The following is a 14,467-nucleotide window of genomic DNA, read 5'->3' as shown; positions in this document are numbered from 1 at the left end:
AAGAGAAGTTTTTATGCAAATACCTTTTCATAAGCTTTTTGGGTTGTTTTTTCAAGGCTTACAATTTCATAAGCATCTTTATCTTTTAAAACTTCTTTAGTAAGTAAATGATTTAAATGATGGCTCCCAGCATATGAAGTATAATCCCCAAAAACACGATATCCAAGTAAGGTTAAATCTCCAATTGCATCTAAAATTTTATGTCTTACAAACTCATCTTTGAAACGCAAACCTTCAGGATTTAAAATACGATTTTCATCTACCACTATAGTATTTTCTAAACTTCCACCTAGTGCTAAATTCATACTCCTAAGAGCTTGAACATCTTTTAAAAAACCAAAAGTTCTAGCTCTTGCTATGTTTTCTATATAATTTTTTTTGCTGAATTCAAAATTGTAACTTTGTTCACCTATAACAGCATTGTCAAATTTAATTGTGTAATTAATACGGGGTTCTTTAGTAGGAGTTAAACGCACAAATTTATTACCATCTCTTACTTCTATAGGCTTTTTAATTACCATAATTTTTTTAGGCGCATCAAGTTCTTTTACCCCTGCTTCATCAAGCATCATACAAAAACTAATACTTGATCCATCCATAACAGGAGCTTCATTTGCATTTAAAACTATGCGTACATTATCGATTCCATAAGCATTAATCGCACTCATTAAATGCTCTATTGTAGAAATAAACCCTCTTTCATCTCCTAAAACAGTTGCCATTTGAGTATTGATCACATTTTCAGGACTTGCCTTATAGCTTGCATTAAGATCACTTCTAAAAAATACTATACCACTATTTGCTTCTAAAGGCTCTAAAGTAATTTCTATGGGTTCACCCTTATGAAGTCCTATACCTACGCCTTTGACAGTTTTTGCTAAAGTTAATTGTTTCATTAATTTTTTCCTAAAATTATCTTTTTACCATCATTTAAAACATTGTAAATATTATTTTCTATCCATTTTTTATCTTGCCATTGTTCAGGACGCGTTTCAACCCCTTGAACCAAAACTCCAAAATGCAAATGATCGCCTAAGGCTAAACCACTTGTTCCTGTTTTGCCTATAATGCTTTGTTTATTAATCATTTCATCTAAATCAACATTTTTAGAAGAACAGTGCCCATAAAGACTATATACTCCAAAACCATGATAAACAATTAAATTTAAACCATAAATTCCATTTTCAGCAGCAAAAACAACCTTGCCTGCGTTATTACTTATGATAGGAGCTTGTGCTACGCTTGCTAGATCAAGCCCCATATGATAAGAATCACTCACAAATTGCCCATTATAAGAATAATACCTATGATCAGCAAAATCCGCTACTTTCATACCATTTTTAAGAGGTAAAAATAAATTCAAATCAAAATTATCAATTTTTTCCTCAGGTACTTTTGAAGTGATTTCATGGATAAGTTTTTCATTGCTATTTCTTAAAGTTTCATTGACAAACTTAAATTTTTCATAACGATTGAGATTATTATCTTTTGGAGCGTACTGATTTGCTAAATTCTCAATCTTTCCATCTAAAAATTTATCCGTTAGATTGATATTTGAAACACGATATTTACGATTAACAAAATAATACCTTATACGTTCTTTTGAAATATTGCCCGCTTTATCCGTAGCGATAACAAATGCACGAAATTCCTCATCTCTTGCATCCCAAGCAATCAAAGCCGCATAATATCCTTCTTTTACATAAGGTGTGGCTTTAAAGATTTTACCTTTATTTGTTTCTATATACACCTTATCTAAATTAGCATCATCAGCCTTAAAAACAACTGCCCCAGCACCACCTTGCTCGATTTGGTAAGAATTGCTTATGATATTGATTTTTGGAGCCGTATTATCTACTAATACCGCAATTTGTTTTCTTGCTTCATTGCCACTAAAAAAATTCCAAAAACTAGAATCTTTAGCTATCACCTCCAAAACAAAAGATTTTACATTTTCTTTGTAACCAAATTTTGGCAAAGCAACTTGTAAGGTAATATCTTTTAAATTAGAAATCTTTTCATCTGCTATAACCATTGCACTAGTATTGTCGTCTTTATGCAATATAATTTGTACGTTTTTGATAGAACTTTCATCATCTTTAATATGCACTAAAATAGGTTTTTTAAGATCAGTATATACAACATCTGGCATTAAAATTTGAGGAGGATTTTTTTCAAAAATACTTAATCTTGAAATAAAAAAAATCAAAATTGCTATTAAAACTAAAATTAAAACAGATAAATAAGTTTTGCCTTTTCTTTTTGCCATAACCTTCCTTAAAAATTTTCAATGTTTTTGTTGCTTTTAATATAAATTCTATTATATTTTCAGTAAATATCTAGCAAATTTATAAAATTTCTCTTAGGGTATTAGCCTGTTTCATCCATTCTCTTAATTCATCGTTTTTGTCTAATTGTATCATTTGTTTACATCTCTCTAATTCTTGTTGAAAAAAATCAATAGAACTTAATAAGTTATCTTTATTTTGTAAAAAAATACTTTCCCACATTTGTGGCGATGATTTGGCAATTCTGCTCATACCTTTAAAAGATCCTCCGGCTAAATGAACAATATTTCTTTTATCTTCTTCCTTCATTACAAAATTTGCCAAAGAAAAACTTATAACATGAGGCAAATGAGAAATAATAGCAGCATGATGATCATGGGCTTTACTATCCATAAAAACAATTTTCATCCCTAAATGAGAAAAAATTTCTACCGCTCTTTTTTGATGTAAATCATCAGCTATTTCACTATCACAAAGAACACAAACTGCATCTTTATAAAGCTCTTTAAAAGCTGCTTTTGGACCTGAATTTTCAGTTCCTGTCATAGGATGAGCAAAAAGAGTTTGTTTGATTAAATTCTTAGGCAAACTTTCTATAATTTTTCTTTTTGTACTTCCAAGCTCTATAATTGTTACATTAGAAGGCAAATCAACTAACTTTTGCAAAATTTCTATAATAGCATCAACAGGAGTTGCGACAAAAATCATATCACATAAAGCTAAATCTTTAAATTCTATAAGCTCATGAATAAGACCTAATTGCAGGGCATCTTTTTCATTTTCTTTGCTTAAATCCATACCATAAACACAAGAAATAAGCTTATTTTCTTTCAAACAAAGCCCTAAAGATCCACCCATAAGCCCAAGCCCTATAATTGCTATTTTCATACTTTCTACCTTAGTTTTTTTGTTAAATTTTTTTTGCTATTATACAGCTTTTAATAAAGCTTTAGGTAAAAAATCAATGAAAAAACATCTTATTAGTATTTGTGCTTTAGTTGCTATGGCCAATGCAGCAACCATTAAAGATATTAAATTTATCGGATTAAATCATTTATCGAACACAAGCGCTATAAATATCGCGGGGCTTAAAATAGGCGAGGAAATAAATCCTGCAAAAATCAACACTGCTATTCTTAATCTTTATAAACAAAATTATTTCGAAAATATTGCAGTAGAAAACAACAATGGAATTTTGGAAATTATAGTTACTGAAAAACCAACTATAGCAAAGGTTACTATCACAGGTATAGCTTCAAATGATAGAAAACAAGTTGAAAGTATTTTAGGGATTAAAAGAGGTACACTACTTGATGAAGGAAATATAAAAGAAGCTATTGAACGCATTAAAGCTTATTATGAAGCAAAAAGTTATTTTGATACTATTGTAGAATACAAAAAAAAGACTTTAGAAAATACTGATGGACTAGAGCTTGAATTTATAGTAAATCGTGGTGAAAATATCATTATTGATAATGTTCATTTAAGTGGAGCAAAGAAATTTTCATATTCTGATATAGAACCTGCTGTTGTTAACAAAGAAAAAGAATTTATGGGATGGATGTGGGGACGCAATGATGGAAAATTAAAAGTTTTTGAACTTAGTAACGATAGTTCAAGAATTGCTGATGAATATATGAAAAAAGGATATTTAGATGTTCAAGTATCCTCCCCTTATCTTAAAACCTACACAGATACTTATCAAGCAAATTTGACTTATTTTATCAAAGAAGGAAAGCCTTATAAAATTAAAAGTATAAGCATAGAAAATCCTTTATTTGATGATAAGCAAAATGCACAAACCGTAAAAGATTTAAGATCAAGCGCTGGCAAAACTATCAATATCGAAGACATTAGAAAAGATGTTAAAACCATAGAAACACAAAGTGCTGATTTGGGTTATGCGTTTGTAGAAGTCTATCCTGATATTCAAAAAAATGATCAAACTCAAGAAGCCACCGTTGTATTTAAAGTAATCCCTCACGATAAAGTTTATATAAGAAATGTTATTATTTCAGGAAATTCACGCACCGTAGATCGCGTCATACGCCGAGAATTATATATAACAGAAGGTAATTTATACAATAGAACAGACTTAAGCGAGTCAAAAAATGCTTTAAAAAGAACTTCTTATTTTGACGATGTAAATATCAAAGAAGAAAAAGTTGATGATACACATATTGATTTGATTGTTGATGTTAAAGAAGCTTCTACAGGAGCTATTTCTGGAGGCATTGGCTATGGATCAAGCGATGGTATTTTGCTTAACGCTTCTTTATCGGATACAAATATCTTTGGTTCAGGAATAAAAAGCTCTGTAAGCGTAGATAAAAGCGATGATACTTTATCGGGAAGGATTAGTCTCGTAAATCCACGCGTTCTTGATAGTCAATATAGTCTGGGTGGAACACTTTATTCAAATGACTATGAATGGGATAATTATTCAGAAAAAAATTACGGCTTTGATATAACAATTGGACGCCAATTTGCAAGATACTATAATGTAAGCTTAACTTATAATCTTGAACAAAGCGATATATATCACTTAAGTCCAACTCTTTTAAGAACAGGATATGAACTTGGCAAAAGTATTAAAAGCTCTATAACTCCAGCAATCACCTTTAACGATACAGATGATTATTATCTGCCACGATCAGGTATTATTGCTTCAACTAGTTTAGAATACGCTGGACTTGGCGGAGATCAAGAATTTATTTCATCAAGCTCTAAATTTAACTTTTATCAAGGTTTGCAAGACTATATAGGATATGATCTTATTTATCGCTATAAAGCGAGTTTTTATAAAGTATGGGATGAAGGTTATTTACCAATTAACCAAAGAATTTATTTAGGTGGTATTAGATCGATACGCGGTTTTGAAAGCAGAACAGTAAGTCCTAAAAATCAATGGGGAGATGAAATAGGCGGAACCATAGCTTTTGCCAATTCCGTAGAACTTAGTTTTCCTTTGATTGATAGAATCAAACTTCGTGGTAGCGTGTTTTTTGATTATGGTATGATAGGGCGTAAAAATTTAGATGAAATAAAAAGAATGAGTACAGGTATAGGCATTGAATGGATTACACCTATTGGACCTTTACAACTTGTATTTGCCAAACCTCTTAATGATAAAAAAGGTGATGATACTAATAGTTTTGAATTTAATCTTGGAACACGCTTTTAATGAAAGAATTTTTAGATGCTTGCTTGAATGCAAATTTGCAAATACGCAAGTATCTAAACAATATCCCACAAAATGATCTTAAACTTTGCTCTAAATTAGGCTATGATAAAAATCAAGGCTATGAGCTTGACTTAAAATGTGAACAAATTTTCATAAAATATCTTAGTTGTTTTGGACAAATTTTTTCTGAAGAAAGCGGATTGATCGGAAAAGCTAGCCCAAAACAAATGATTCTTGATCCTTTGGATGGAAGTTCAAATTTTGTTTCTAAAATACCATTTTATGGAACTTCTATAGCTCTTATGGAAAAAGATCAGGCAAAAAGTGCTTTTGTTTGCAATCTTGTCAGTCAAGAAATTTTTGCTTTTAATAACAAACAAGCTTTTAAATCCAATCTTTCCGATCCAAAATACTCACCCTTAACACCTAATCTATTTTCTAAAATAGGTATAGTTGAAAAAATTTCACTTTATCCAGAACTTCTCGATTTTTTAACAAAAAATCAATTAAAATTTCGCTCTTTGGGTGCAACAGCCTTAAGTCTTGCTTATGCTTCGTATTTTAGTTTTGTATTAATTCTTGGAAAAACACGAATTTTTGATACAGCAGCTGCTTTAGCAATTCATCAAAATTTATATATAGAAAAAAATGAAAATTTCCTTCTCCTAAGCCAAGACAAAAAAATTTTTGATATAATCTTAGAATTTTTAAAAAATAATTAGGTGAATATATGAATTTTGCAGATATTTTTTCAAAAATAAGAAGACAACAACCTAGCGTTAAAGAAGCGCCAAATCACTGGGTAAAGTGCCAAAGTTGTCATGCTTTGATGTATTATAAAGAAATAGAATCTTGTTTTAATGTTTGTCCTAAATGCAATTATCACATGAGAATTTCAGCTGATGAACGTATTAAACTTTTAAGCGATGAAGGCAGTTTTATTGAGTATGATGCAAATTTAGAAGCTATAGATCCTTTAAAATTTGTTGATAGCAAATCCTATAAAAAACGCCTTAGCGAAGGTGAAAGTAAAACAGGTAGAAAAAGTTCTGTCATCAGTGGAGAATGTGAAATCAATGGTTTAAAAACCCAACTTGTTGTATTTGATTTTTCTTTTATGGGCGGATCTTTAGGTTCTGTTGAAGGAGAAAAAATTGTTAGAGCTATACAAAGAGCTATCACAAGCAAAACTTCTCTTGTCATCGTAAGTGCAAGCGGTGGAGCTAGAATGCAAGAAAGTACTTATTCTTTGATGCAAATGAGCAAAACTAGTGCTGCACTTAAACTTCTTAGCAAAGAAAAACTTCCTTATATTAGCATTTTAACCGATCCTACTATGGGTGGAGTAAGTGCTTCTTTTGCTTGGCTTGGAGATTTAATCATCGCTGAACCTGAAGCTTTAGTAGGTTTTGCTGGCGCAAGAGTTATTAAACAAACTATAGGAGCAGATTTACCTGAAGGTTTTCAAAAAGCAGAGTTCTTGTTAGAACATGGACTTATAGATGCCATAGTTGAAAGAGGAGAACAAAAACAATATCTTAGCGATGTACTAAAATTTTTTAGTGGAAAATAATTTGCAAGTTAATATCTTTTGTATTCAAAAAAGTGATGAATTTAAAACTTGTAGTGAGAAATACTCTAAACTCATCTCCAAATACGCCACTTTAAAAGAAATAAATGTTTTTAATAAAAAAATAGCCTTAGCTCAAAATTTAAATGCCATAGAAGCAAAAAAAAGCTATGAAGAAGCTTTTATGCCTTATAAAAAAGGCTATTGTATCGCTCTTGATGAAAAAGGGAAAGATCTTACAAGTATAGAATTTGCAAAACTCATCCAAGATAAAAATGAATTAAGTTTTTTTATAGGAGGTGCTTATGGTTTAAGAGAAGAATTTAATCAAAGTTTGGATTTTAGACTATCATTAAGCAAACTTACTTTAGCACATCAATTTGTTAAAACCTTACTTTTAGAACAAATTTATCGTGCATTTTGCATCAACAACAATCACCCTTATCACAAATAGAAAGTTTTAAAATGAAAAAAAATGAAATACAAAATTTCAAAAATATTTTAGAAGAAAGAAAAAAAGCCATCTTAGAAAATTTGCAAAGCAATTCAAATGAAATCGAAGCTCTTCACAATAGCGTCCCAAGCGATAGTGTAGATTTTTCTGTCATAGAAACAGGCTCTCAAATTGACTTTGCTATCAGCACCAATCTCAAAGAAGAACTTATAGAAATCGAAGATTCTTTAGATAAAATCAAAAACGGCACTTATGGAATTTGCGAATCTTGCGATGATGAAATCGACTCTCAAAGACTAAAAGTCAAACCTCACGCAAGATATTGTATCACTTGCCGTCAAATTGCAGAACAAGGAAAAAAACATGAAAATTAAACTCTTCTTACTTGCAAGTTTTATTTATATAGCACTTATTTTTGCCTTTGCTTGGCATCTAGAACTAGGAAGCTATACTCTAAATATCAGCACTTATACCTTTGAACTACCTATTATGATATGGCTTGTTATTCCTTTATTTATTTATATGATTTTAGCCGTTTTACACATAGCATTTTATGGATTTTTGCGTTATTTAAAATTTAAGCATTTTTTTAAAGATGCAGCTAAATTTGAAGCTTATACTCAAGATTTACTCCTTGAAAAAGATCTTAAAACCACTTTTCAAACAAAAGAATTTAGATCTGTAGCACAACTTTTTAAAACCATAAAAACACATGAAAAAATTCCACACTCAAATAAAATCAATGAAATTTTAGATCTTATTGATGGTTTAAATAAAAACGAATTTTTTAACCTTAGCAAATTTAAACTCGAAAATAACAATGTTTTATATTTGCAAAATGAAAAAAATCATCTCAAAAATGATGCAAATTATGCCTATAACAAACTTAAAAACCTTAATGAAATCAAAGATGAATTTGAAGAAATTGCTTTTAACACTCTTATAGAAAAAGCTAGTTATGAGCAAATTAAAAATGTAAAAATCCCTAAAAAGCCTTCTGAAGTTCTCACACTTATCAAGCGTTTCAAAGAAGGAAATTTAGAACTTAGTGTAGCAGAATATGAAGTTTTACTTTCACACAACATATTAAGCGAAAAAGACTATCTTAACGCAGCAAAACTAAGTACTAAACTTTTAAATCCTGATGCTATTTTAGGAATTTTTAACAAAATTAAAAATGAAAAAAGCGAAGCTTTAAGAGCATATTTATATCTTTTGGCTGAATTTGGACTTTTAGATGAGTTAAGAGAACAAATTCACAATGATGATAAAAAATTTAATGATTTTAAAGCCTTTTTAGCCTTGCGTGAAAAAAATATCAAAATCGATCTAAATCAACTCATACAATGATAGATTTTAGCAAAAAACCCCTGTTTTTAGCCCCTATGGCAGGTTTTTCAGATCTGCCTTTTCGTAATGTAGTAAAAAAATTTGGTGCTGATATTACCATAAGTGAAATGATAAGTTCTAATGCCTTAGTTTATGAAAGTTCTAAAACTTTACATATGCTAGAAAGAGCTGAATTAGAAAATCCCTATATAGTCCAAATTGCAGGTGGAGATAAAGAAGTGCTAAAAAAAGCAGTGCAAATGCTAAATGAAATGGATTTTGTAGATGGGATCGATTTTAATTGCGGTTGCCCTGTAAATAAAGTTGTTAAACAATGTGCTGGCAGTGCTTTGCTAGAAAATTTAGAGCTTTTTAAAAATCTTGTAGGAGTGATTAAAGAAAACAATAAAAAAAGCCTTACAAGTGTGAAATTTCGACTAGGATTTAATGAAAAATATCCTGAAAAAATGGCTAAAATTTGCGAAAGCTTGGGGGTGGATTTTGTAAGTATTCATGGACGCACAAGAAAACAGCTTTATAGCGGAAAAACCGATTATGAATCCATTGCCAATGCTAAAGCGAGCGTGAAAATTCCTGTGATTGCAAATGGCGATATTAACGCACAAAACGCTAAAGAAGTTTATAAAATCACAAAATGTGATGGACTCATGATAGGGCGTGCAAGCGTAGGAAATCCTTGGATATTTTATGAAATCAAAAGCGGTAAAAGTGTAGATGAAAAACTCAAAAAAGAAATCATACTCACTCATTTTGATGAAATGATAAAACACTACAAAGATCAAGGCGTAAGTATATTTCGCAAGCATTTACACGAGTATTCTAAAGGGCATAAAGACGCTTCAGCCTTTAGAGATACCGTTAATCGTATCGACAATGTCGAAGAAATGCGAAAAAAAATAGAAGAATTTTTTAGTTTAACTTGATTGATTTTTATAATTTAAAAAATCTTAAGCCTTAATATCTATAATTTTTGCTGAAGTGTTTTGAGAAAGAATTTTATTAAATTCCCCTGCATTATCATTGCTAAAATTCATACCAAAAAGAATTTCTAGCTCATCGCTTGTGCCAAATTTAGTTTCTAGTAGTTTTCTTAAAAGCTCATTTCTTGTATTATCATCTTTGTAGGTTTCGCTTTTACTTTCTACTTGTATAGGTTTGAAAGCTTTTTTGTCTTCTTCTGAAGTTTCTTGCAGTTTTTTCTGCGATGAATCAATATTGTTAAAATCAACAAAATATTTTTTTGAAGCTCAAGATATTTTTCTTTAAATTCATCTATACTTTTGCTTGTGTGAAAAATTTTAACATAAGCTTCATCATAACTCACGCCATCAATATGCATCCAACGAGGGTGTTTAGCATTTTCATCCATCCATTGAAATAAATTTTTAACTTCTGATTCTGGTAATTCATTGTTTCTAAGCTTATCTTCTATTGAACCCTCGACTAATTCTATTTTATCGCTGAATTTTTTAGAAATCTTATACAAATCTATCAAATCATTACCTAATTCTTCTCTTTGTTTTTTTGTAAGCTCGGGATTTCCATTTTCAATACTTTCATCTCTTATTTTGGTAAGTGTTTGCAAAGGATTGTTTCCAAAATATCTATTAAAAGAGCTTAGAGGAAATACTATCATCTTTATCACCTTGGAATAAATTTTATTCTAAAGTAAATCGGCAAAAATGATTTTTTTTAATATTTTTACTCATATATTTAAAATATAAAGCGCAAGTCTTCTAGCCCTTGAAAAAAATCTTACTTAATCTTCCAAAGTCCTTACAATCAAACTTTTAGGTAAATTAAAATGCTCTATAAGTTCTTTCTCTTTTTCTCTCATTTCTCCATTATCATTTTCATGATCAAAACCTAACAAATGAAGCATAGCGTGGATAAAAAGCAAGCTTATTTCTTCTTCATAGCTATGCCCTAACTCTTTAGCCTTTTCTTTTGCCAAATCCACATTGATCACAACAGAACCCAAAGGCAAACTCTCATCGATATTTTCAAGTGGAAAAGAAAGTACATCAGTGGTTTTATCTTGTTTTCTTTGCTCTAAGTTAATTTCTTGCATTTCTTTACTATCCACAAAGACAAGCTCCACATCTTTAGGACTTAAAAAACTTGCTATAGATTCTAAAAAATCACATTTTTCATCACTTAATATCATAAACCTTCCTTAATCAAATGATATAAATTTTCTATTTCTTCATCATCAAAAATCGCACAATTTTTACTACTATAAAATTGTTTTAGTTTTTTCTCTTCAAACTCAAATCCTAAAGTACATTGAGAATGCGAAGGTAAAAAAGCCCTTAGCAATGTAATGGAATTTTGAATTTTCTCATCACAGGCAAAACAAAAAAAATCTTTATGCAATCTTCCTTCAAATTCCAAAATTTTTAAATAAGCATCAACAATAACACGCTTTGGATTTTGTTTTTCAAACCTTTTCACACACTCATCAAGTAAATCAAAATAAAAACTATCAAGCTCTTCTACATCTTTTAAGTGCCTATATAAAAGACGGATAAATTCTTGCCAAATAAGCATTTTATCCCTTTGCATAATCCATAAAAATCCCAAATGCAATACATCTTTAAGTCTTGGTAAAAAACTAGGATTTTCTTCTAAAGCAAAGTCGATTTTATAGCCGCTTAAAATACTAGAATGTCTAAGTCCATAAAAACGATAAGCCTTAATAAGCATTTTAGGACTTAAAATATAAACAATCAAATCCTCATCTTTAACTTTTTGAGTATGAAGTATAAAGCCTTGCATTAAACAATTTCAATACCATAAGCCCTAAGTATATCAAAAGCGGATTTTTCTAAATTTTCATCAAAACTTGCACTTAAATTTTGGTGTAAAATTATCCTTGCATTAGGCTTAGCACCAAAAGCTAAAATAATATTACAAAACACACAAATATGAGAAACAAGCCCTGCAAAATGAAGTTCTTCATAATCACTTTTTTGTATGAAATTAGCTAATTCTAAGCTACCAAAAGTATTTTTATAAAAAATTTTATGAGCTTTTTGTAAAAAAGGTTCAAATTCCTTTGGCATTTGCCAACCCAAACTCTCTTTAATGCAATGTTTTACAGGTAAATTTAAACCTTCTTTGCTTTGTAGATAATGTTCATCATGCGTATCATAGGTTAAAAGCAAATGCGTGTTATTAAAATCGATTTGATTTAAGGCTTTAAGAATATTTTCTTTGATTTTTAAAGCCTTATCAAAACCTAAACTTCCATCAATAAAATCATTTTGATAATCCACTAAAACAAAAGCTTTTTTCATATTTTTGTCCTTTCTAGCCAAAAACTTTCTGTGTGTAAATTTGCAAAAGCAGTTTTTAAGCTTGTAAAAAACTTAGGATGATCTTTTTCTAAATTTGCTAAAAGCTGTTTAGCTTCTTCTCTAGCGTGTGGAAATTTTACATTTTTTTCGCTGAGTTTCATACCAGGACAAAATTCATTTCCTATCACGCTAAGTTCATTTTGCGTAGCATTATCCCTAAGCTGTCTTTCTCGCACAAAAATCAAAGGGCGTATCACAGTTATACCGCGTTTGCTTTGATAAATAGGCGCTAAGGTTCTTAAAGCTCCATTATGAATAAAATTCATAAAAAAGCTTTCTGCTGCATCATCTAAATGATGGGCTATAGCAAGCTTGTTAAAACCTTTTTCAAGAGCGTAAGTATATAAAGCTCCACGACGCATTCTCGAAAAATAACTACAAAAACTTGAATTTTCTCTTATGGTATCGCCTGAAACTTCATAAATATTTGAATCAAGCACACTATGTTTAATGCCGTGTTCTTCACAATGTGCATGAAGATGAGAATAATCCTCGCCCATACCATAACTCAAAGTTACCGCTTCAAGTTCAAATTTAAAAGGAGCGTGAGCTTGCATACGATTTAAAAGATGGGCTAAAGCCAAAGAATCTTTCCCGCCACTAAGCCCTAAAAGAACCCTATCTCCATCTTTAATAAGTCCAAATTTAGCATTAGCTTGTGCAACTTGGCGTATGAGTTTTTTGCTAAGATTTATCATAATTTCTCGCACATTTTAAGCACAAAATTGGCTGAAATTTTAGCTGAATTGATCACAAACTCATCAAAATCAAATTCAGCCTTTTCCCCTGCTTTATCACTCATAGCTCTTAAGATAAAACAAGGCACCTTTAAAGCATCACAAACCAAAGCCACACTTGCGCCTTCCATTTCACAAGCATCCGCATTGAAAATTTCTCTAATTTTTGCTTTTTTTGCTTCATCGCAAATAAACTCATCACCCGTTGCAATAATACCTGCACGCAGTTTGATATTTAATTCCTTAGCAACTTCTAAAGCAAGATTGTTTAATTTCTCATCGGTTTTGATAAAAATTTCATTACCTGGAACAAAACCCAAAGGATGTCCAAAAGCAGTAATATCAAGATCGTATTGAGCTAATTTTGTTGCATAAAGCAAATCGCCAATTTCAAGTTCAGGATTAAAAGCACCTGCAACTCCTGTAAAAAGCAAAGCTTGTGCGCCAAATTTTTCTATCATCACACTAGCACTAAGAGTAGAATTTACCTTGCCAATTTTAGAATACGCTAAAACAAGTTCATGGTTTTTATACTTTGCAAAATAATAAGTATTGTTAGCGTGTTCTATTTTCGTATAATCTTTAAGTGTTTCAAGTAAAGGAGTGATTTCTTCACTCATGGCTCCTAAAATTGCTATTTTCATCATACAACCTTTAAAAATTCATCAATATCATTCATATTTGTTAAAGCATAAGTTTCTTTTGAAGTGATTTTTTTATTCAAACCCTTAAGCACACTTGCGCCAAATTCTATGAAATAATCTACTTCATTTTCACATGCCTTAATGCTTTGTTTATAAAGCACAGGAGAGATAAGTTGCGCTTTTAAAAGCTCAATGGCTTCTTCTTTGCTTGTATAAATTTTGGCATTTGCATTAGAAATTACGGCTTTAAAATTTGGTTTTAACACCTTTTCAAGCTCCACACAAAGCTTAGCTGAAGCATTTTCCAAAAGAGGACAATGACTTGCCACGTTCATATTTAAAAGCATAGCTCTTTTAGCTCCTGCTTCTTTAAATACACTTTCATAACTTGCTAAATCAGGTTTTAAACCTGCTACAACGATTTGTCCATCGCAGTTATAATTTGCAGCGAAAATTTGCTTGTTTTCTTTTTGTGCTTTTTGACAAAGCTCTTCAACCTTTTCATCATCAAGCCCCAAAACCACCATCATACCTGCTTCAACTTTTGCACAATCTTCTTGCATGAAAAGCCCTCTTTTATTGACCAAAGAAAGAGCCTCTAAAAAATCAAAAGCACCATTGACAGCTAAGGCTGAAAATTCTCCCAAAGAATGCCCTAAAGCAAATTTCGAACTTAAATCAGGTTTTTTTTCAAGTAAAACACTATAAGCCATTAAGGAATTTAAAACGATGGCAGGTTGAGTAAATTCACTTTGATTGAGTTTTTCGTTTTCTTCAAAAAGCAAATGTTTAAAATCAATCTTACAAAAATCACTTGCGTTTTGAAGGAGTTCTTTGGCTTTTATAGAGTTTTCATAAAAATCTTTTCCCATGCCAAGACT

Annotated in this window: 16 protein-coding genes and 1 pseudogene; 7 read left to right on the top strand and 10 right to left on the bottom strand. The window is 30.7% G+C overall.

All coding sequences use genetic code 11. The features are described from left to right. Positions 1-11: 11 nt before the first annotated feature. The 3 genes from lpxC to FBF11_RS00645 all read right to left on the bottom strand — a co-directional run bounded on the left by lpxC (position 12) and on the right by FBF11_RS00645 (position 3,176). Positions 12-896, bottom strand: coding sequence for a UDP-3-O-acyl-N-acetylglucosamine deacetylase (gene lpxC, locus FBF11_RS00655; RefSeq protein WP_002851689.1), 885 nt, complete (start codon positions 894-896; stop codon positions 12-14). Then, positions 896-2,269: a M23 family metallopeptidase gene (locus FBF11_RS00650; RefSeq protein ID WP_002858680.1), complete on the bottom strand. Its 1,374-nt coding sequence runs from the start codon at positions 2,267-2,269 to the stop codon at positions 896-898. The genes lpxC and FBF11_RS00650 overlap by 1 nt, the downstream gene beginning before the upstream one ends. Positions 2,270-2,348: 79 nt before the next feature. After that, positions 2,349-3,176 (bottom strand): prephenate dehydrogenase, encoded by an 828-nt coding sequence (locus FBF11_RS00645; RefSeq protein WP_002851653.1) that lies wholly within the window; start codon positions 3,174-3,176, stop codon positions 2,349-2,351. Positions 3,177-3,252: 76 nt separating this feature from the next. Between FBF11_RS00645 and bamA the strand changes: the two genes are divergently transcribed. The 7 genes from bamA to FBF11_RS00610 are packed head-to-tail and all read left to right on the top strand — an operon-like array spanning position 3,253 to position 9,769. Further along, positions 3,253-5,472 (top strand): outer membrane protein assembly factor BamA, encoded by a 2,220-nt coding sequence (bamA, locus tag FBF11_RS00640; RefSeq protein ID WP_002851708.1) that lies wholly within the window; start codon positions 3,253-3,255, stop codon positions 5,470-5,472. Further along, positions 5,472-6,194: an inositol monophosphatase family protein gene (locus tag FBF11_RS00635; protein WP_002851687.1), complete on the top strand. Its 723-nt coding sequence runs from the start codon at positions 5,472-5,474 to the stop codon at positions 6,192-6,194. The genes bamA and FBF11_RS00635 overlap by 1 nt, the downstream gene beginning before the upstream one ends. An 8-nt stretch (positions 6,195-6,202) precedes the next feature. Beyond that, positions 6,203-7,045, top strand: coding sequence for an acetyl-CoA carboxylase, carboxyltransferase subunit beta (gene accD, locus FBF11_RS00630; RefSeq protein ID WP_002851791.1), 843 nt, complete (start codon positions 6,203-6,205; stop codon positions 7,043-7,045). A gap of 1 nt (position 7,046) precedes the next feature. Further along, on the top strand, positions 7,047-7,496 hold the full coding sequence (locus FBF11_RS00625) for a 23S rRNA (pseudouridine(1915)-N(3))-methyltransferase RlmH (protein ID WP_002851666.1): 450 nt from the start codon (positions 7,047-7,049) through the stop codon (positions 7,494-7,496). Positions 7,497-7,507: 11 nt separating this feature from the next. Continuing rightward, positions 7,508-7,870: a molecular chaperone DnaK suppressor DksA gene (gene dksA, locus FBF11_RS00620; protein ID WP_002851949.1), complete on the top strand. Its 363-nt coding sequence runs from the start codon at positions 7,508-7,510 to the stop codon at positions 7,868-7,870. Next, positions 7,860-8,846 carry a hypothetical protein gene (locus FBF11_RS00615; protein WP_002851806.1) on the top strand — a complete coding sequence of 329 codons (987 nt, stop codon included), beginning with the start codon at positions 7,860-7,862 and terminating at the stop codon, positions 8,844-8,846. The genes dksA and FBF11_RS00615 overlap by 11 nt, the downstream gene beginning before the upstream one ends. Then, positions 8,843-9,769, top strand: a complete 927-nt coding sequence (locus FBF11_RS00610) for a tRNA-dihydrouridine synthase (RefSeq protein WP_002854309.1) — start codon at positions 8,843-8,845, stop codon at positions 9,767-9,769. The genes FBF11_RS00615 and FBF11_RS00610 overlap by 4 nt, the downstream gene beginning before the upstream one ends. Positions 9,770-9,793: 24 nt before the next feature. On the opposite strand, the pseudogene FBF11_RS00605 reads toward FBF11_RS00610, so the two are convergent. From FBF11_RS00605 to FBF11_RS00575, 7 genes and pseudogenes are all read right to left on the bottom strand, one after another. Continuing rightward, positions 9,794-10,482 (bottom strand): annotated as a pseudogene (locus tag FBF11_RS00605) (hypothetical protein). Positions 10,483-10,605: 123 nt separating this feature from the next. Beyond that, a complete protein-coding gene (gene ybeY, locus FBF11_RS00600; protein ID WP_002851664.1) occupies positions 10,606-11,013 on the bottom strand; it encodes an rRNA maturation RNase YbeY in 408 nt (135 codons plus the stop codon). Further along, positions 11,010-11,624, bottom strand: a complete 615-nt coding sequence (gene recO / locus FBF11_RS00595; protein ID WP_002854216.1) for a recombination protein RecO — start codon at positions 11,622-11,624, stop codon at positions 11,010-11,012. Before recO ends, ybeY begins: the two co-directional genes overlap by 4 nt. Next, on the bottom strand, positions 11,624-12,145 hold the full coding sequence (locus FBF11_RS00590) for a cysteine hydrolase family protein (protein ID WP_002785057.1): 522 nt from the start codon (positions 12,143-12,145) through the stop codon (positions 11,624-11,626). The genes recO and FBF11_RS00590 overlap by 1 nt, the downstream gene beginning before the upstream one ends. Next, positions 12,142-12,903 carry a tRNA 2-thiocytidine(32) synthetase TtcA gene (locus FBF11_RS00585; RefSeq protein ID WP_002854431.1) on the bottom strand — a complete coding sequence of 254 codons (762 nt, stop codon included), beginning with the start codon at positions 12,901-12,903 and terminating at the stop codon, positions 12,142-12,144. The genes FBF11_RS00590 and FBF11_RS00585 overlap by 4 nt, the downstream gene beginning before the upstream one ends. Beyond that, a complete protein-coding gene (pfs, locus tag FBF11_RS00580; protein ID WP_002859787.1) occupies positions 12,900-13,589 on the bottom strand; it encodes an aminodeoxyfutalosine nucleosidase in 690 nt (229 codons plus the stop codon). Before pfs ends, FBF11_RS00585 begins: the two co-directional genes overlap by 4 nt. After that, on the bottom strand, positions 13,586-14,458 hold the full coding sequence (locus FBF11_RS00575) for an ACP S-malonyltransferase (RefSeq protein ID WP_229251105.1): 873 nt from the start codon (positions 14,456-14,458) through the stop codon (positions 13,586-13,588). Before FBF11_RS00575 ends, pfs begins: the two co-directional genes overlap by 4 nt. Positions 14,459-14,467: the final 9 nt, after the last annotated feature.

Source organism: Campylobacter sp. CFSAN093224, from assembly GCF_012897395.1.
Classification (GTDB): Bacteria; Campylobacterota; Campylobacteria; order Campylobacterales; family Campylobacteraceae; genus Campylobacter_D; species Campylobacter_D jejuni.
This window is presented reverse-complemented; position numbering and strand designations above follow the sequence as displayed.